Origin of the sequence: Variovorax terrae, assembly GCF_022809125.1 — a bacterium.
Lineage (GTDB): Bacteria > Pseudomonadota > Gammaproteobacteria > Burkholderiales > Burkholderiaceae_C > Variovorax_A > Variovorax_A terrae.
Genome location: NZ_JALGBI010000002.1, coordinates 320,510 through 338,695, shown reverse-complemented (window position 1 = coordinate 338,695; position 18,186 = coordinate 320,510). Strand labels below are relative to the sequence as shown.

The following is an 18,186-nucleotide window of genomic DNA, read 5'->3' as shown; positions in this document are numbered from 1 at the left end:
CCCTCATACCTGCCATGACCTGGAATCGCCGCTACGAATTCAAGGCCGTCGGCCTGCTGGCCCTCGGGCTCGGCCTGGTAGGCCTGGACCGCTTTCTCATCAACCCGTTGTTTCCAGTGATGCAGAAAGACCTGGGGCTGAACTACCAGGATCTGGGGCTGATCTCCGGTGTGCTGGCGCTGACCTGGGGTCTAGCCTCGGTGTATGCCGGGCGCCTGGCGGATCGCATCGGCCGCAAGAAGGTACTGGTGGTTGCGCTCACATTGTTCTCGCTGCTCGTCGCCACCACCGGATTGGCTTCCGGCCTTATCAGCCTGCTGACGATTCGCGCATTGATGGGCCTAGCCGAGGGGGCTTACGTGCCGCCCAGCATCGTGGCCACCGTGATGGCCGCCAAGCCGGCCCGGGTGGGCCTGATGACCGGCATTCAGCAGATGGCGATGCCGCTGGTCGGTCTGGGCCTGGGACCGGTGCTGGCGGTGGCCCTCCTGAAAGTCGTTCCTTCATGGCATTGGGTGTTCGCGGTCGCAGCGCTGCCCGGCCTGGTGCTGGCCGTGGTGATGGCCAAAGTGCTGCATGACGATGCAACGCCAGCCGTGGCGCAGCAGTCTGCCCCGCCGCAGTCGGGGCGCTGGCCGGAGGTATTGCACTACCGCGACGTCATCGTCAACACCGCCGCCATGGTCTGCTACCTGACTTGCATGATCACGCTGGGCGCTTTCATGCCCAACTACCTGACCGACCACCTGCACCTGAGCCTGGACCAGATGAGCCTGGTCCTGGCCGGAATGGGCGGCGGCAGCGCGGGCCTGCTCATCCTGCCCGCGCTGTCGGACCGCTTCGGCCGCAAGCCCGTGATGGTGGTGGCGCTGGTGATCGAGCTGATCGCGCTGGGCCTGCTGCCGGGCATGGGCGCCGAGCCAGGCAGGCTGTTCGCCATCCTGCTGGTGGCGATGTTCATGAACGCCGGCGTGGTCGGCATCACCGTGGGCCCGCTGACCAGCGGAGCCGTGCCGCGCCACCTGGCCACCACGGCCACCGGCATCGTGGTGGGCGTTGGCGAGGTGCTGGGGGGCGCCATGGCGCCCGCCGTGGCTGGTGCCATGGCTCACCGCCTGGGCATTGAGGTCATCCTGGCAATCGCGCTGGCCGCATGTGCGGCTGCGCTCGCGCTGGTGGCACTGGGCGTACGCGAACTCGGGGCGCCCCAGCCCCACACGAAATACAGCACTGAAGAGGGACGCTCATGACTAGAAACCGTTTGGTCTTGATGACCGTGATGGCCGCGCTGATGGCGGCATCCTGCGCGACGGTGCAGATGCCGCCCGACGCCGCCGAAAAAATCAGAGCCATGGGCCGGGTCGTCGACGGGCCGGCCACGGCCGCGATCTTTGCGCCGCGGGTGCGGGAGCGCGAGCCGTTTGCGAACGTAAAAATTGAGCGCGATGCGCGCTACGGCCCCGCCGAGCGCAACCTGCTGGACGTTTTTCAGCCCACCGAAGCCGCGGCGGCGCCGCGCCCCGTCCTCATCTTTGTCCACGGCGGCGGCTTTGTCGCCGGTGCGCGCCGCAACCCAGGCAGCCCTTTCTACGACAACGTGATGCTCTGGGCCGTGCGCAATGGCATGGTCGGCGTCACCATGACCTACCGCATCGCGCCACAGAACACTTGGCCTGCCGGCGGGGAGGACGTGGGCCTGGCTGTGAAGTGGGTGCACGACAACATCGCGACGCATGGTGGCGATGCGAAGCGGGTCTTCATCCTTGGCCACTCGGCCGGCGCGGCCCACATCGCCGACTACCTGGCCAAGCCGCGCTTTCAGCGAGTCCCAGGATCAGGACTGGCCGGAGCGATGGTGCTGTCGGGCGCCTACCAGGTGGCGCCTCCGCTCGTGGTTCCCGCGTACCACGGCTCCGATGCGTCGCAGTACACGGAGCAGTCGTCGCTGCCGGGCTTGCTGGCCTCCAGCGTGCCGCTGTTCGTTGGATCGGCCGAGTTCGATCCGCCAGCATTTGCCGAGCAGTCCACCGCCTTGGTCGATGCGCTGTGCAAGGCGTCGCGTTGCCCGGCTTCAGCCGTGTTCGCTGACCACAACCACATGGCCCAACCCTACTCGCTGCACACCGATGACCGCGTGGTGAGCGAGGCATTGCTGAAGTTCATCCGCGACGAACTCAAGGCCCAGCCGTAAAAGCTGCACGAGCTGCAATCCAGTAAACAAAGGAGCCTCCGCCCATGACCATCCGCCGCCGCTTGTTGCTCACCGTGCCCCTGGGCGCTCTACTGCAGTCCTGCGCGAGCCCCCCGTCGTCCGTGCCCGCCGCGCAGGATGCGGCCGGTCTCCTGCGCCAGTCAGACTTGGCTACGGGCGCATCCAAGGTGGAGTCGCTGGCGTTCGTCGCCACCGGCAGCGGTGGCTCGGTCGGCCAGGCGTTCGCGCCGGGGCAGGCCTGGCCGATGATGAACTATTCGCGTCTGGCGCGCCGCATGGACTACGGCAAGGGTGCCATCGCCGAGGACTACATACGCACCCGCGCCGAGCCTACCGGCGGCGGCATGCTGCCGCTGATGGGACAGGGCGAGTCGCGTGCGACGAGTTTTGCTGTGGGTGACTACGCGTGGAACGCCGGGCCCAACAATTCTGCAATGCCCTCTCCCGCCGCGCTGGAAGGTCGCTTGCTCGATTTGTGGACCTCGCCGCACGGCGTGCTGCACGCGGCGCAGCGCTGGGGCGCGCGCGCTGGTAGTGCCCAGGACAACGGGCAGGCATTCGCCACCCTCAGCTTCACCATACCGGGCCGCCTGGAAGCCATGGCGTGGATCGACGCACAGGGCCTGGTGGCGCGGGTCGACGCACGCATGCCGCATCCGGTCTTGGGCGACACCGAGGTCGTCACACGGTACCTGTACTGGAGCGATGTCGGTGGCGGCGTCAAGTTTCCCATGCGCATCCGCCAGACCCAGGGCGGCTTCGATGCACTCGATGTGTCGGTTCATTCGGTTGAACTCAATCCCCTGATGCAACTGACAGTGCCGGAGAATGTGCGTCAATTCAGGGAACGCGTGCACGCCGAGCAGGTTGCGAACGGTGTCTGGTTCCTCACCGAAGGCTCACACAACAGCGTGCTGATCGAGATGAGCGACCATCTGATGCTGGTGGAGAGCCCTGTCAACGACGGCCGCGCACTGGCCGTGCTGGCCGAGGCGCATCGGCTCGCGCCAGGCAAACCTGTGCGCTATGTCGTCAACACGCATCACCACTTCGACCACGCCGGTGGCCTGCGTGCTGCGGCGGCCGAGGGCGCCACGCTGGTGACCAGCGCGCTGGCCAAGCCCTACTATGAGCGCATCTTCAGCAACTCCAACCGCATCCAGCCGGACAGTCTGACGCAATCAGGCAAGACGGCCACCCTCGTCGGCGTGAACGGCAGGCAGGTTTTCAGTGACGGGCAGCGCAGTGTCGAAGTGCACGAGATACAGGACAGCGTGCATTCGAGCGGCCTGTTGATCGTCTACCTGCCCGCCGAGCGGCTGCTGGTCGAGGCCGATTCCTATACGCCAGGCCTCTACACCAACCCCGCACCCGGCCTGGTCAACGCCAACAACCAGAACCTGGCCGACGCCATCGATCGCCTGGGCCTGAAGGTGGACCGGATCCTGCCGCTGCACGGGCGCATTTCATCGATGGCCGAGTTTCTCGGTACGCTGGGCCGACGGCCCCAGTAACGCGACGGTCGCCCGGGGGCCGGAATCACTTCCCATCGTCCTGCACTACCTTTCACTTGCCGTCCTGAATCTGCGACAGGCGCGACTGCTCATTGCCCAATCGCCTGGTGGATGTGCAGCTGCTCCGGGGACTGCCGAACATATCGGGCTCGAAGGTCGAGCTGTCCATCGCCTTGATGAAACTGTCGATGGTCGGATTGGGCCGATCTTGCGCGCCTCGGCGATGGTGCCGATGGTCTCACGGATGCTGATGCCCAGCACCACCAGGTCGCAGCCCACGGCCTTCATCTTGGCCACCTGCGAGGAGAAGTCGGTTGTGCCGCGCTTGTCCTTGATCATCTTGGGCAGCGTGATGCGCACCTGGTCGTAGTAGGTGGCAGCGAACGAGTACTTGAGCCGGTTCAGCGGTTCGTACATTTCGCGCGCGGCCGTGATCGGGAACAGGTTGACGATGTTCTTGTCGAACTGCACCGGCATCGCGGCCGTGGATGCTGCCCTGCTCGTTGAGCTCGGCAATGCGCAGCAGCATGCCGTTGCGCGCCTGCTTGCCGTAGCCGGCCAGCGGACCCGACATGTCCTGGATCGTGCCATCAGGATCTCGTTCTTGCTCACACCCTGCTGCTGGGCCATGGGGGCGGCGGCGTTGACCGGAAGAATGGTGATTGCCACTGCGGACATCCGTTTCATGTTGTCTTCTTGTCTTGTATCGCAACGGCACGTTTGAACGCCGCGCGCTCGCGCAGCCGGCCCCAGTATTCCTGTATGGCGGGCGTGAAGCGCCCGTCTTGCCCCACAATCCCGGCCAGCATGAGCGCATACCCGATCGAAACGTCGGCGGCGGTGAATCGATTCGCGCAAATGAAATCCCGGCTTCCCAGCAGCCGCGCAAGTTCCCGCAGGCGGCCGAGGAAAAACAGGGCATAGTCCCGTGAGGCCTGAGGGAGCCGGCGCTCCTCAGGCTCGAGCATTTCGTACCTCAGGATCAGCGTTTGCGGAAAGGTCAACGAGGCCTCGCCAAAATGAAGTCCGTTCAGATAGGCGCCGTAGTCGGCTTCATGGCTCTCCACGCCCAACGAGTTGGGCGCGTAGCGGCTGGCCAGGTATTGGCAGATCGCCGCCGACTCGCTCATGCGCATGCCATCCTCGACCAGCAGCGGAACAGTGCCCAGGGGGTTGACTTCCAGGTACTGCGGGCAAAGCACACGGGGCGGAAACGGCAGTATCTTCAAGTCATAGGACAGGCCAAGCTCTTCCAGCATCCAGAGGACGCGAAAAGAACGGGCGTTTTCGCAGTGATAGAGCGTGAGCATCTGCTCTCGATCGTCTCGCGGGCCCCGTACTGGTTCTTGCGTCAAGGCGCTGACCTTTTGCCGGCCAGCAGCGACAGCCAGTCAGCGCAAGTTCCGCTCGCGGCCTGCGGCCAGGCATGAGACCATGCCATCACTCAAATCCAAAACACTTTTCATCACCGGTGCAAGCCGTGGGATCGGCAAGGAAAAGCCGCCAATCCGAACATCCTGACGTTGTCGCCTCTGCTGGACATGAACCCGAAATGGTTCGCACACCACACGGCGTACACGACCTCGAAGTACGCGATGAGCATGATTGGCCTTGGTTTGGCCGAGGAGCTGCGTGAACAAGGCATTGCCTGCCATTCGCTGTGGCCTCGCACCGTCATCGCAACCAGCGCGCTCAGGATCGCGGCGCCAGAAGTGGCGGGACAAGCCCGTGTGCCCAAGATCATGGCCGACGCCGCGTGGCACATTCTCACCCGACCCAGCCGCGACTTCACCGGCCGGCTGCTGCTGGACGAGCAGGTCCTGCGCGATGCAGGCGTCACGGATTTCAACCAGTACCTGGTGGCACCAGGCTGCGGGCCGTTGATCCATTTCTTTGTAGAACCCTGAACTGCACGGATTGCAAAGGCGCTACAGGGCCGGCGCATGGTGAAGCTTCAACTGGCGGCAGCCAACCAATATCGACCGCGGAGTGAGGCCATAAACGGTTCGTATCGTGTGACTGAAGTGCGTGGAATCGGGATAGCCCGCATCCAGGGCAATGTTGGTAAGGCTCTCTTCCTCCTTTACATGGTGGAGCAGGCTTCGGGCCCGCTTCCAAGCGCGGAAGTTGCGGAACGGCACCCCGATGTCTTCCTTGAAGAGATGCAGGAAGCGTGACGCGGACACGCAGATCGAGTCGGCACATTCCCTCGCCGAGTACGGGCATTGGGGGAGGCTCTTCATTCGATTCAACACGGCGCGAATGCGCGGATCGAGCGCTTGTGACACCAGTTCCGCACCAAAGAACGCCATGTCAAACTCGGTTGTCCGTTCATACGGCCCCGGCCTGCCGTTACGAATGGCATCGAGTTCTCTGTGCATTGCTACCAGCAGCCGGGGTTCTTCCAGCGTGCCCCTTCGATTGCGCAGAAAGGCTGGCAGATTCTCATGACTCACCGTCTCCGGCTCAATCAGGAGCGTGGCAATCATCCTCTCGCTGCCGGCGATTCGATGCGGCACCCCGGGAGGCACGATGGACAGCCAGCCGGCCTGCCAAGGCTCCCCGCTGAAGCTGATGCGATGCGCAGCGCCGAGCGAAACGTACAGCGTGTAGCTGCCAAAAGTTCGCAGCGACGGCGTCCCGAGCAACCCGACATACAGCACGCGATCCGCATTCAGCCACATCGAAGCGCGCATCTCTGAAGCCGAGCCGCCAGCCCTGAAGCTCGTCAGGCTTGGCGGCCGCGCTTTCACAGCCGCGTCGATGGAGGCTGGCCGTACCAGTAGCTGCACTGGTGCGCCCCGTAGGCATCGACATTCGCTGTCGAGGCCGCATGGGTCAGGTTCAGCACGCCGCGCTGGCTTGCCGAGTACGGCTGCCACAAGGGCAGTGTGCCATCCACGTTCGGATTGCCGGTCCGGGCAAAATTGGCGAAGGATTTCGACATCGTTTGTGCCAGCTGCAGCTGTGCCGTTGTGGGGTTGGCGGTCATCTGATCGAACCAGTAGGGCACGTCCGCGCCATGGAAGGCGCCGTAGGTGATGTTGGTATTGGGCGGCAGACGGCTCGCGAGCGACGTGGCATCCATATAAGGAGTCTTCTCCGAGAACTGGTAGACGTAGGCCTTGGCGCCAGCGGGCAGCGCGCTCGCGATGCTGTCGGTGTCCTGCAGGATGCCACAGGTCACACGGAAGTCGCCATAGACACGCGCCAACGCCTGGTTGGGCGATGGGTACGAGGCCAGCGGATAGCGCGCCGATACCGCAGCGGGGTTGGCCAGTCCAAGGAAGCCTGCTATGCCGACCGGTTCATACGTGGCCGCAGTGATCGGTGCCTGGCCAAACGCCGCGCTCACGAAGAACGTGCCCTCGTCGTCGACCACGCCCGTCATCAGCGGCACTTTCTGGAAGTTACCGCTGGCGAATGCGATCGATGTCGAAGTCGTGAGGAATTTCCCGTCGATGATCGGCAGCCACGAGGACAGATTCCCCGTGCCCGACTGGGGCGGCGGCAGCGCGCCAATGAGCGTGGTGGCGGCCGGCAGGCTGCGCAGGCAGGCCGCGACCTGCGCGTTGGTCCCGGCGCTGTTGCAGTTCCACGGTGCTGTGAAAGCCGTGCCCGCCGCCTCCGATTGCGCCAGAGTTGCCTGCAACCTGCTGAAGCCTCCGCTTTGCGGTGCCGCCTTGGCGAACAGGCCCGCGGACATCGGCGAGACCATGTGCGTGAACACCGACAAGCCGCCGGCCGAGCCGCCCGTGAGCGTGACGTTGGACGGGTCACCGCCGAACGCCGCAATATTCTGTTTGACCCAGGCGAGCGCGGCGTTCTGGTCCATCAGGCCGTAGTTGCCCGAAGCGCGCGTGGCGGTGTCTTCGGCGGTCAGCGCGGGGTGCGCCAGGAAACCGAGGGCGCTCAACCGGTAGTTGATCGACACGAGAATGACGTTATTGTTCTTTGCCAACGACGTGCCGTTCATGAAGGCGCTGGAGCCCAGCACGAATCCACCGCCATGGATGCCGACGATGACGGGCAGGGGCGCGGCAGGCGCAGCTTCCGGACGGTAGATGTTCAGGTACAGGCAGTCCTCGCTGCCGGTGGCAGCGAACGCCGAAGGAGGTCCGGCTTGCAGGCACTGCGCTCCCGGTGCCTTGGCGTCCAGAACTGCGGCACGGGCCAATGCCGGCGCCGGCGGCTTCCAGCGCAGCGCGCCCGTCGGCGGCGCGGCATACGGCACACCCAGGAACTGCACGACGCCGTTTGCGGCCGTACCCTTCACGGGGCCTTGCTGCGTTTGCGCGAATGTGGGGTCTGCGCTGCTGCTGCCTCCGCAAGCTGTCAAGGCGAGTGCCATCGCCGCCAGTCCCAACGATTTCCAAACGATCGATCGATTCATGCGCTTGTCTCCTGTCTTGTTCAGTACGGAACGTTCCCGTTGCAAGCGGATGCTAGAGATTGCGATGCAGAAGGGCCAATACCCAATGCGGCCCTCTTGCCATACTTTCAACGTATGGCAAGAGGTGGTCTTTGACACCACCTGTGGGGGCCGGCTCAGCAACATCCACCCCGCCTGGCGCGGCCAGCAGCAAGCCCGCGCTCGGCACGAGGCTGATCGACTTGTCGCTGGACGTGCGTGGAAGGCCGTTGTTAGCCTAGGGCTGGGCCCTGTCGAAGCCGTATTCCGGGAATACGGCAATACGCGGAGCGTGTGGCCCCTGGACACTTACTTGAGCGGATCGGCCTTGACCCAGCGGCTGCCCTTCAGTTCCACCACCACCACGTCGGAGGGCCCCATGCCGATATGGCTGTGCGGCGAGAAGCGGATGGTCTGGAAGCTCTTGACCGGTGTCGATTCGAGATAGCGTTTGACCTCGTCGGCATTGGCCGGATCAGCCACGTTGCGCAGCACCGACTCGGCCACATCGACCATGCCCAGCGCGATCATGTTGATCATGTCGGCACGCTCCCCGCCGCGGGCCTGTTCATAGCTCTTGATGAAGTAGCTGGAGCGCTGGCGTTCGGCCGGGTCGGTGAGCAGTTCAGGCACGACACCCTTCAGCGCAACGCCAAGCAGCCGCTTGGGCATGTCGTCCTTGATCAGCGCGACGAAGGGGTCGGAGATGTTGGCGTAGCTCACGATCAAGGGCTGCGTCAGGCCCAGGTTGGCGTAACTCTTGACCACCGTGGCTGCACCGGCCCCCGTGTAGGTGGAATAGATCAGCGCGGCTCCCGGACCGGCAACGCGGGCAAGCTGTGTGGTGGCATCGGTCGCACGCAAGTCGATGCGGGCCAGCGCGTATTTCACCCCGTACTCGGGAAACACCGCCGCAGCGCTGGCAGCGCCGAGTTCGCCGCTGGTGTCGGTCGCCGCGATGATGCCCAATTGGCCGACGCGATTGGCCTTGGCGTACTCGGCGACGGCAGTCGTCAGTCCGGCGTCGGCCGGGCTGGTCTGGAATACGTAACTCGACGGCTCGGGCATGATGCCGGGCGCCGGCGTCAACATGACCGGCCCGTTCTTGACCAAAGGCACAACAGCGCGGATCGCGCCGCTGACCGAACCGTTGATCAACAGCACCACGCCTTGCGCCAGCAGGTCGCGCGCGCAGGTCACGGCCTTGGCCGGATTGCCCTCATCGTTGCAATGAACGACCTGAACCTTGCGCCCCTTGATGCCCTTGCCGGCGTTGACTTCCTGCTCCCACCAGCGCACCGTCGCCAACTGGCGGGTGCCTACCGTGGTGGCAGGGCCGGTGGTGGGTGTGATGAAACCGATCTTCCAGTCCTGAGCCAACGCGCTGGGGGGCGCGATGGCGGCCAAAAAAGCGGCCAGACCTGTCAGTGTGACCAAGGTGCGCATGCTGTGTCTCCTGAAGTGATTCTGGGCATACCGTCGAAAGCGCGCTCGGCATTTTCCATTGAATGGAAACGACGATGCGCAACCTGTCTTGCGCGAGGGGTAAACGCTGATGCAAGCTGCGGGAGAAGTTGATGGAATGCTTCCGATATGAACCTGTACCACCTCGTCACGCTGGGTCGTTTCGCGGTCTTCGACTCCAAGGGAATGCCGCTGACTCTCTCGACCCGCAAGCAGTCGGCCTTGCTCGCCTATCTCTCGATGCAACCCAATAACATCTGTGGCCGCGACGTGCTGGCGACGACTTTCTGGGGCGCCGACGACGAGACGAGGGCGCGCCACAGCCTCAGCCAGGCGCTGTACGACCTCAAGCGCTGCCTCGGGCCGCAGGTGGTGCGCAGCAGCGGCCAACTGGTCTGGATCACCAAAGGCACCATCACCGTGGACGCCAGTGAAGTGTTGCGTCTGGCCGAGGACCGGTCGAGCGAAGCCTCGCTGGCAGCCGACCGGCTGTACCAGGGCGACTTCCTTCCAGGCATGGAGCTGGATCAGGAAGAATTCGACAGTTGGTTGATGACGGAGCGCGAGCGTGTGCGGCGGGCCGCCCAGCGGAGCATTGGTGCGCTGTTGTCGGCTGGGCCCGGGGCGCTGGATGGTGACGAGATGCTGCGCATCAGCCGCTCACTACTGAAAGTCGATCCTTTCGACGAGCGCGCGCACTGCCGCATCATGGAAACCTATGCCCGCCAGGGCCTCAAGCAGATGGTGGTGACGCACTTCAACCGGCTGGCGGCCGACCTGGACCGCGAACTCGATGTACGGCCTTCGGCTCAGTTGGTATCGGCCTACGAGTCCATCCTGCGCGAAACCGCTGCACCGGCCGGGCCAGTGTTTCGCATTGAGGACTACGTTTTCATCGTTGAGCAGATCCCGCACCCGGTGCTGGTGACGGACATGCACAACCGGATCGTGGGTTGGAACACCCAGTCCGAGCAACTGCTCGGCTTTTCCAAGGAAGAAATGGTCGGGCGAACGCCCGCCATGCTGCACGGCGACTCTGGCCTGGCCGCCCGCATCATCGATTCGGCGCTGGAATTTGGCAGTTGGACCGGCGAGATCGCGCTACTGTCCAAGGATGGGAAGCGTTGCCGCCAGCGGCGAGTCGTGGCCCCGTTGTTCGCACCTGATGGCAAGCGCCTGGGCGCTTTCGGGCAAAGCGTGCCGAGCCACATGCCGGCTTGAAATCGCCGTCATGCCGTCCCCGGTCCGGCATCCACGCCCCAGCGTTTCACACCGGGCAGCGTGATGCCGAACAGGTCGAGCGCACGGCCCAGGCTATGGTCAACCAGGTCTTCGAGGTTTTGCGGCTTGCCATAGAACGCCGGCACCGGCGGGTAGACGATCGCGCCCATTTCCGTTACGGCCGTCATGTTTCGCAGATACCCCAGATGCAGTGGTGTTTCGCGCACCATCAGCACCAGCCGCCGCCGCTCCTTGAGCACCACGTCGGCCGCACGTGTGAGCAGCGAGCTGGTAGTGCCTGTCGCCACTTCGGCCAGGGTGCGCATCGAGCAGGGCACGACGATCATGCCGTCGGTGTGGAATGAGCCGCTGGAAATCGCCGCGGCAATGTCGTCCTGCCTGTAGCGTACGCTCGCCAACGCCTGCACGTCGGGCACCTTCCAGTCGGTTTCGTATGCCAGGGTGATCTGCGCGCCACGGCTGATGACCAGGTGCGTTTCGACACCCGCTTCGCGCAGCAGCTGCAGCACGCGCACGCCCATGATGGCGCCCGAGGCGCCGCTGAGACCGACAATGAGCCGATGTGGTCTAGTCATATCGCAACGAGCCTGCCATCGCGCATCTCAGCACTGCGCGTGACCACACCGGCCATGAAGGCGCGGTTCTGCTCCACCAGGAGGATCGCGAAACGGCCCACCAGCTTCTGCAGTACACCGCGCAGTTCCTGCACCACGATGGGCGCAAGCCCCTGGGTCGGCTCGTCGAGCAGCAGTGCCTTCGGCTGCATCATCAGCGCGCGGGCGATCGCCAGCATCTGCTGCTCGCCGCCCGACAGCGCATCCCCGGGCTGATGGCGGCGTTCAGCCAATCGCGGGAACAGTTCCCATGCCTGTTCGACGCGGGTGTTGAACGACGCCGCGTCAGAGCCGGAGCGGCCCGAGGCCCGCGTCAGCTCCAGGTTCTCCAGCACGGTGAGACCGGGGATGATCTGCCGCCCTTCAGGCACCATGACCAGGCCAGCACGGGCCCGCTGCCACGCCTGCGCACGGCCAAGACTGCGCCCCTCCAGATTCACGGTTCCCCCCTGCTGTGGCAGCAACCCGGCGAGCGTACGCAGCAGCGTGGTTTTGCCGGCGCCGTTGGGGCCAAGGATGCCCAGCACTTCATTGGACGCCAGCGTGAGCGTGACGCCGTGAAACACCGACAGTTCGCCATAGCCGCCAGCCAAGCCGTTGGTTTCCAGCACCGGTGTCATTCGATCGCCCCAAGGTAAGCATTGCGCACGGCTTCGTCCTGCAACATGGCCCCGATCGGCCCGCGGGCGATCACGATGCCACCATGCAGCACCACGCCGCTGGCGGCCACCCGGCTGAGGAACCCGATGTTGTGCTCGACCAGCACGATACCGCAGCGCTGCTGCTTCAGCTTGTCCAGCAACCCGGCCAACTGGTCCAGCTCGACTTCGGTCAGGCCGACCGCCGGCTCGTCCAGCAGCAGCAGCGACGGCGAGCCCAGTGCGGCGCGCGCGATATCGACCAGCTTGCGTTGTCCCGCCGACAGTTGCGCGGCGCGAGAATTCGCGAGCTCGCCAAGACCGAACCGGCCCAGCAGCGCGAGCGCAGCGGCACGTTTGCCGGCCTCTGGCATGTGCGGCGCGATGTGGTCCAGCCGCGCCATGACGTTCTCAGCAGTGGTCAGATCGGGCACCAGCCGCGCCACCTGGAACGAGCGGCCGATGCCGGCGGCACGCTCGTGTACGGGGGCAGAGGTGACGTCCTGGCCCTCGACAAAGACCCGGCCGGCACTGGGCATCTCCAGGCCCGAGATGATGTTGAACAGCGTCGTCTTGCCAGCGCCATTGGGGCCGACCAGTGCGAAGACCTCGCCGTGCTGCACTTCGAAACTCACGTCGTCGATGGCATGCACGCCGCCAAAGCGTTTGGCCACGCCTTCGACTCTCAAGGCAACACCGCCGGGCGCGCCGACGGTCAAGGGCATGGCAGGCTCGCTGCTGCGGTCCACCACTTGCGGGGGCAGCTTGCCGGCCGAGCCGATGCGATGCCACACCGCCTGCAGCAGGCCACCCAATCCTTCGCGTGCGAAGAGCACCGTGCCAAGAAAAGCCACACCGTAGAGCAGCACTTCGTACTGCTTCGCAAAGCCTGCGACGGTGAACATCCATTGCACCAGCCCAGCACCAAGCAGGGGCCCAAGCACGCGCCCGGGGCCGCCCAGCATCACCATGCCGACCATCTCAAGCGAGCGGTTCACGCCCGAGTTCTCGGGCACCACCACGCCGACAAAATAGGCCAACAGCACACCGCCCAGCGCCGAGTAGGCGCAGCCCAGCGTAAACGCACGCGACTTGACCCGGGCAACGTCGATACCGACGACCGCGGCGGCAAGCTCGTCGTGATGCACGACACGCAGCGTGCGAGCATAGCGATGCCGCACCAGACCAAGATACGAGGCCAGGGCGAGCGCAAGAGTGCCCAGCGCCAGTGCATACCACGCATCGCCGGACAGCTGCGTCCCTTCGCTGAACACCAGGCCTGAGGCGCCGCCGGTCACCGAAGGAAAGGCACGAGCCAGACCTTCCACCACAAAGGCGAAACCCAGCGTGCCCACGGCAAAAAAGATGCCGGGCAATCGGATAAAGATCCGTCCTACCAGGTTGGCGACGATGACGGTCGCGATCAACGCCAAGGCAATGGCGGCCAGCGTCGGCACATGCAGGTGTAGAGACAGCATGCCCGCCAGGTAGCCGGGCAGCGCCACGAACGCCGCCTGGCCGAATGCCAGCATGCCTGTGTTACCGAAGATCAGATTCAGGCCCATCAACGACACGCTGAGCAAGGCTACCACCGTGGCCAGCGAGGGCGTCCAGGCCGGCAAGCCGAAATAGGGGCTGGCCGCGCAAAGCACGGCAACGAGACCGGTCACGAGGACTCGCACGAAAAGCCGGCCGCTCATGCCCGTACTCCTCCGCCGTGGCGAATCCGCCGGCTTTGCCACAACGCGATGACGATCAGCACCAAGAAGACGATCGGGTCCTGCGCCAACGCATCGACATAAGTGCTGACGAACGATTCGAACAGGCCCAGGCACAACCCGGCGGGAACACCGCGCGCAGGCACCATGCCGGCGAGAGCCGCGGCAATGAAGCCACGCAGCGTCATCGCGAGCCCGGCCTGGAAATCCACTGAGGTGAGCGGCACTAGCAGCACCGCGGCCAGGCCACCGAGCAGCCCGGCGATGCCGAACGCAATCGCCCGCGCCCGGCCGACGTTCACGCCCAGCAACTGCGCGGCATCCGGGTTGGCGGCACAGGCGCGCAATTGCTTGCCCAGGCGAGTGGTCGCCAGGAACACTGTGGCGGCGTAGGCCGCGGCAATGCCGGCGATGATCAGCAGCAGCCCTTGCGGAGGCAGCGCGCCGCCGAACCATCGCAGCGGCTTACCGGCGACCAGACGAGGAAAAGACAGCGGATCGATGCCGGCCAGCACCAGCAGCACGCCACGGCTGACAAAGGCCACGCCCAGCGTGACGAGGATCAGCATCGGTATGGGCCAGTGGCTGCGCGGCTGCAGCACGAAGCGGTCCAGCGCCACGGAGAATGCAACCGCCAGTGCCAGCGCCACGGCGATGGCCAGCCATAGCGGCACGCCGGCGTTCATGAGCAGGGCAACGGTGAGGCCGGTGATCGCATAAGTCTCGCCATAGGCCAGGTTGAGGATGCGCGAGGTGCGGAAGGTGATGATGAGGCCGACCGCCAGCAAGGCGTACACGGCGCCTGCCATCAGCCCGCTGATGATCGACTGGGTAAAGAGATTCATCGGATCGGGTCCGCGCGGGTCCAGCGGTTGCCGCGATATTCGACGATCGCCACATCACCGGCATTCATGCCGACATGGCTTTGCGGCGAGAAACGGATGGTCTGAAAGCTCTTGATCGGTGTGGTCTCCAGGTACTTTTTCACCGCATCGGCGTTGGCCGGATCCGTGACATGGGTGAGGATGGATTCGGCCGCGTCCGCCATGCCCAGCGCCAGCAGGTTCAGCATGTCGGCGCGCTCGCCACGCCATTGCTCGTAGCTTTTGGTGAAGTAGGCGGTACGCTCGCGCTCACCGGCATCGCTGAGCAGCTCGGGCGCAACGCCGCGCAGGGCCGTGCCGAGCAGCCGCTTGGGCAGGTCGCTCCTGATCAGCGCGACAAAGGGATCGGAGATATTGGCGTAGCTCACCACCAGCGGCTGCGCGAGGCCGAGGTTGGCGTAACCCTTCACCACCGTGACCGCGCCGCCACCGGTGTAGGTCGAGTAGAGCAGGGGCACGTCGGAGCCGGATACACGCGAAAGCTGGGTGGTCGCATCGGTGGCGCGCAGGTCGATGCGCGCCAGGCTGTACTGGATGCCCAGCCTCGGGAAAACCGCCGCGGCGCTGGCGACACCGACCTCCCCGCTGGCATCGGTAGCGGCCACCATGCCCAGCCGGTTGACGCCGTTGGCTTTGGCGTATTCAGCCACCGCGAGCACGAGGTCGGCGTCCGACGGACTGGTCTGGAACACGTAGCTGGAGGCCTCTGGCAGGATGTTGGGCGACGGCGTCAGCATCACCGGGCCGTTCTTGACCAATGGCATGGTCGCGCGGATCGGTCCGGTCACCGAGGCGTTGAGCAGCAGCACCACGCCTTGCGCCAGCAGGTCACGCGCGCAGGTGACGGCTTTCTCGGGGTTGGCCTCGTCATTGCAATGCCTGATCACCACGCGGCGGCCCTTGATGCCGTTGCGCGCGTTGACTTCGCGCTCCCACCATTGCAGCGAAGCGAGCTGGCGCGTGCCGATGGTCGCGATGAGGCCGGTGGTGGGTGCGATGACGCCGATCTTCCACTCCGGCACGCTGGTTTGCGCGCCAGCCGAAGCCGACGCGAGCGCAACGACAGCGGCCATGATTTTGCAGGCGGACGCCATGGCTCAAACCCCGCGGAAGTGGGGCGCGCGCTTTCCGAGGAAGGAGGTCATTCCCTCCTTGTTGTCCTCGGTTCGGATCAGCACGGATTGACCAAGGCGTTCCAGCAAGCGCCCCGTTTCGGTGTCGACGTTCTGGCACATGTTGATGATGTGCTTGGCCATGCCCATGGCCTGCGGCGCCTTGCCCAGCAGCTTGCGCGCGAACGCCATGGTTTCCGGCATCAGTGCTTCGGGCTCGAACACGCGGTTGACCAAGCCCCAGGCATGCGAGGTGTGCGCGTCGATGGACTCGACGGCGATGATCATTTCCTTGAGCCGGCCGATGCCGATCATCTGGATCATGCGCGAGCAGGCACCCGATGCAGGAATCACACCGAGCTGGTTCTCCGGTAGCAGGAAGCTGGCATTGCGCGAGGCCATGCGGAAGTCGCAGGCGATCGCCATCTCGACACCACCGCCGGCGCAAATGCCGTTGATGGCTGCGATCACCGGCTTTTCGATCGCCTCGATGTCGTCGAACAGCTCGTGGTTGGCGCGCACATAGGCCCGGTACTGCGCGGTCTTGAGGTTGTTTTCATAGTCCAGGCCGGCGATATCGCGGCCGGCACAGAACGCACGGCCCTCGCCAGTGATCACCAGCAGCCGGATGCGGTCGTCGAAGTTGGCTTTCCATACCACCGTGCGCAGCTCGCGGATCATGCGTTCGTCGAAAGCATTGAGCTTGTCCGGGCGCGCCAGCGTGATGACGGCGATGCCATCCTCGGTTGTTTCCTGTTTGATGGTGCGGAATTCATCCACCAGTTCGAGAAAACCGGAGGGTTGGCCGTCTGCATCGAGCACGACGGAGGTGTTAGCGGTTGATGGCATTCTGAGTTCCTTCTGTCAGTAGTTGGTAGCGGCCGTCGTCGGCGCGCCCGATGCGGCCTGCGGCGTACAGCGGGTCGAGCGCCCGCACCACGTCGCGGCCATCGCGTGAGCGCCCCGCGGCCATCAGTTCAATGAAAGTCGCGGGCCCCGCAGCCAGGGCGGCCAGTACGCCGGCGTGCGCGGACATCGGCAGCCTGGGCGGCGTCGGGACGGTGTAAGAGGCCGCGGCGGCAGCTCCCAGCGGCTTGGTGCAGTCGAAACCGGCCTTGGCGCCCACGCGTCGGCCTTCGAGCGAGGGGTCGATTGGCACCGCACGAAAACCTTCGCCGATGACGATGTCCCTGTCGGCCTGGAATCGCGTTGCCATCGCCCAGTCGATCTGGCCATCGTCGAACACGTCGATGTCTTCGTCGACGACAAAGACATGCTTGATGTCGGCCACCGAGCCGAAAACGGCTGCAATGGCGTTGCGCGCCTCGCCCGGGTAGCGCTGGCGCAGCGAAACGCGGACGTTGTACATGCCGCCGCATGAGGCCGTGCAGCACACCGCCACCGGCTCTCGCACCGCCTGCAACAGCGACATCCAGATCGTCGACTCGGTTTTGGCAGCCACCAGCTGTGCGGTATCGGTCCTGCCCAGCTGCGGGCCGCCGATGGTGACCGTCTGGAACACCGCGTCGGCGCGGTGAGTGATGGCCGTGAGGTGGAACACCGGGTTGCGTTTCACGTGGCCGTAGTAGCCCAGGTATTCGCCGTAGGGGCCTTCCGCCTCGGAGAACCCGGCGACGTCCAGGTAGCCTTCCAGCACATACTCGGCGTCGGCGGGCACGCACACGTCGATGGTCTTGCACCTGACCACCGGCACAGACGAGCCGCGCAAGGCACCATTCAGCCCGAGTTCGTCTGAAGCACGCGAAGAAAAGGTCGCTGCCAGGAAGTCGATCGGGTGCGAGCCGACCGCATAGGCCACTTCCACCCGTTCGCCGCGCTTGTGCGCCGCCTGGTAGATCGCCCGCAGGTCGCTGGGCGCGTTCAGATCGACGCCTGCGGCCTGCCGCCCGCGCAGCATCATGCGCCGGCAACCCAAGTTGGTCCCGCCGGTCGACGGGTCGCGGGCGTAATCGATGCTGGCGGAGATGTAGGGCGCGCCGTCGAGTTCATGCTGCAGGTGCACCGGCAGCGCGCAGAGGTCGGCCTCGTCACCCAGTTTGATCACTTGATGCACGGGCGCCTCGCCCGAACTCACTTCGGTGGGCGGAATCTCGGTGCCGCCCCGTTCACGCAGCACGTGGGGCAGGTCGGCTTCGTCGACGCCGAAAGCCAACGCCAGCCGCCGCCGCGAACCCATCACATTGCCCGCCAGTTCGGCACCGCCCGCTGATTTGAACCATACAGCCTGCGGAACCGCTTCCAGCCGGCCAGCGACGTCGATCAGATCTATCGGCGCGTCATGCACCACGCATTCGCCCTGCGCCACCAGCTTGTCGAGAAAACTCCTCAGGCGAAAGCGGTTGAAATCAATAGCCAT

16 protein-coding genes and 1 pseudogene are annotated in these 18,186 nt (G+C 65.0%); 5 read left to right on the top strand and 12 right to left on the bottom strand.

The genetic code is table 11. The features are described from left to right. The first annotated feature begins 14 nt into the window (after window positions 1-14). From MMF98_RS16980 to MMF98_RS16970, 3 genes are read left to right on the top strand one after another with little or no spacing between them, the layout of a single operon-like run. Window positions 15-1,250 (top strand): MFS transporter, encoded by a 1,236-nt coding sequence (locus MMF98_RS16980; RefSeq protein WP_243307893.1) that lies wholly within the window; start codon window positions 15-17, stop codon window positions 1,248-1,250. A 29-nt stretch (window positions 1,251-1,279) separates the two neighbouring features. Beyond that, window positions 1,280-2,191, top strand: coding sequence for an alpha/beta hydrolase (locus tag MMF98_RS16975; RefSeq protein WP_243307892.1), 912 nt, complete (start codon window positions 1,280-1,282; stop codon window positions 2,189-2,191). A gap of 44 nt (window positions 2,192-2,235) precedes the next feature. Continuing rightward, window positions 2,236-3,726 (top strand): MBL fold metallo-hydrolase, encoded by a 1,491-nt coding sequence (locus MMF98_RS16970; protein WP_243307891.1) that lies wholly within the window; start codon window positions 2,236-2,238, stop codon window positions 3,724-3,726. 52 nt (window positions 3,727-3,778) lie between these two features. Here the strand turns inward: MMF98_RS16970 and MMF98_RS16965 are convergent. Both MMF98_RS16965 and MMF98_RS16960 read right to left on the bottom strand, forming a co-directional pair. Continuing rightward, window positions 3,779-4,413 (bottom strand): annotated as a pseudogene (locus tag MMF98_RS16965) (type 1 periplasmic-binding domain-containing protein). After that, on the bottom strand, window positions 4,410-5,036 hold the full coding sequence (locus MMF98_RS16960) for a glutathione S-transferase family protein (RefSeq protein ID WP_243307889.1): 627 nt from the start codon (window positions 5,034-5,036) through the stop codon (window positions 4,410-4,412). The pseudogene MMF98_RS16965 and the gene MMF98_RS16960 overlap by 4 nt, the downstream one beginning before the upstream one ends. Window positions 5,037-5,267: 231 nt before the next feature. Between MMF98_RS16960 and MMF98_RS16955 the strand changes: the two genes are divergently transcribed. Next, window positions 5,268-5,633, top strand: coding sequence for a Rossmann-fold NAD(P)-binding domain-containing protein (locus MMF98_RS16955; RefSeq protein WP_243307887.1), 366 nt, complete (start codon window positions 5,268-5,270; stop codon window positions 5,631-5,633). 21 nt (window positions 5,634-5,654) lie between these two features. On the opposite strand, the gene MMF98_RS16950 is transcribed toward MMF98_RS16955, so the two are convergent. The 3 genes from MMF98_RS16950 to MMF98_RS16940 all read right to left on the bottom strand — a co-directional run bounded on the left by MMF98_RS16950 (window position 5,655) and on the right by MMF98_RS16940 (window position 9,583). Beyond that, on the bottom strand, window positions 5,655-6,422 hold the full coding sequence (locus MMF98_RS16950; RefSeq protein ID WP_243307885.1) for a helix-turn-helix domain-containing protein: 768 nt from the start codon (window positions 6,420-6,422) through the stop codon (window positions 5,655-5,657). A gap of 53 nt (window positions 6,423-6,475) precedes the next feature. Then, window positions 6,476-8,119: a carboxylesterase/lipase family protein gene (locus MMF98_RS16945; protein WP_243307883.1), complete on the bottom strand. Its 1,644-nt coding sequence runs from the start codon at window positions 8,117-8,119 to the stop codon at window positions 6,476-6,478. A 327-nt stretch (window positions 8,120-8,446) separates the two neighbouring features. After that, window positions 8,447-9,583: an ABC transporter substrate-binding protein gene (locus MMF98_RS16940; RefSeq protein ID WP_243307881.1), complete on the bottom strand. Its 1,137-nt coding sequence runs from the start codon at window positions 9,581-9,583 to the stop codon at window positions 8,447-8,449. A gap of 147 nt (window positions 9,584-9,730) precedes the next feature. Between MMF98_RS16940 and MMF98_RS16935 the strand changes: the two genes are divergently transcribed. After that, window positions 9,731-10,822: a BTAD domain-containing putative transcriptional regulator gene (locus MMF98_RS16935; RefSeq protein WP_243307879.1), complete on the top strand. Its 1,092-nt coding sequence runs from the start codon at window positions 9,731-9,733 to the stop codon at window positions 10,820-10,822. Between the two features lie 8 nt (window positions 10,823-10,830). Here MMF98_RS16935 and MMF98_RS16930 read toward each other — a convergent pair whose 3' ends face one another. The 7 genes from MMF98_RS16930 to MMF98_RS16900 are packed head-to-tail and all read right to left on the bottom strand — an operon-like array spanning window position 10,831 to window position 18,186. Next, complete coding sequence (locus MMF98_RS16930; protein ID WP_243307877.1) at window positions 10,831-11,418, bottom strand: UbiX family flavin prenyltransferase; 588 nt, start codon at window positions 11,416-11,418, stop codon at window positions 10,831-10,833. After that, window positions 11,415-12,077 (bottom strand): ABC transporter ATP-binding protein, encoded by a 663-nt coding sequence (locus MMF98_RS16925; protein WP_243307875.1) that lies wholly within the window; start codon window positions 12,075-12,077, stop codon window positions 11,415-11,417. Before MMF98_RS16925 ends, MMF98_RS16930 begins: the two co-directional genes overlap by 4 nt. After that, the gene (locus MMF98_RS16920) at window positions 12,074-13,795 is read right to left on the bottom strand and encodes a branched-chain amino acid ABC transporter ATP-binding protein/permease (protein ID WP_243307874.1); all 1,722 of its coding nucleotides are present in this window, start codon (window positions 13,793-13,795) and stop codon (window positions 12,074-12,076) included. The genes MMF98_RS16925 and MMF98_RS16920 overlap by 4 nt, the downstream gene beginning before the upstream one ends. After that, a complete protein-coding gene (locus MMF98_RS16915) occupies window positions 13,792-14,658 on the bottom strand; it encodes a branched-chain amino acid ABC transporter permease (RefSeq protein ID WP_243307873.1) in 867 nt (288 codons plus the stop codon). The genes MMF98_RS16920 and MMF98_RS16915 overlap by 4 nt, the downstream gene beginning before the upstream one ends. Then, window positions 14,655-15,770, bottom strand: coding sequence for an ABC transporter substrate-binding protein (locus tag MMF98_RS16910; protein ID WP_243307872.1), 1,116 nt, complete (start codon window positions 15,768-15,770; stop codon window positions 14,655-14,657). Before MMF98_RS16910 ends, MMF98_RS16915 begins: the two co-directional genes overlap by 4 nt. A gap of 24 nt (window positions 15,771-15,794) precedes the next feature. Next, the gene (locus MMF98_RS16905) at window positions 15,795-16,658 is read right to left on the bottom strand and encodes an enoyl-CoA hydratase/isomerase family protein (protein ID WP_243307871.1); all 864 of its coding nucleotides are present in this window, start codon (window positions 16,656-16,658) and stop codon (window positions 15,795-15,797) included. Further along, the gene (locus tag MMF98_RS16900; RefSeq protein WP_243307870.1) at window positions 16,642-18,186 is read right to left on the bottom strand and encodes a UbiD family decarboxylase; all 1,545 of its coding nucleotides are present in this window, start codon (window positions 18,184-18,186) and stop codon (window positions 16,642-16,644) included. The genes MMF98_RS16905 and MMF98_RS16900 overlap by 17 nt, the downstream gene beginning before the upstream one ends.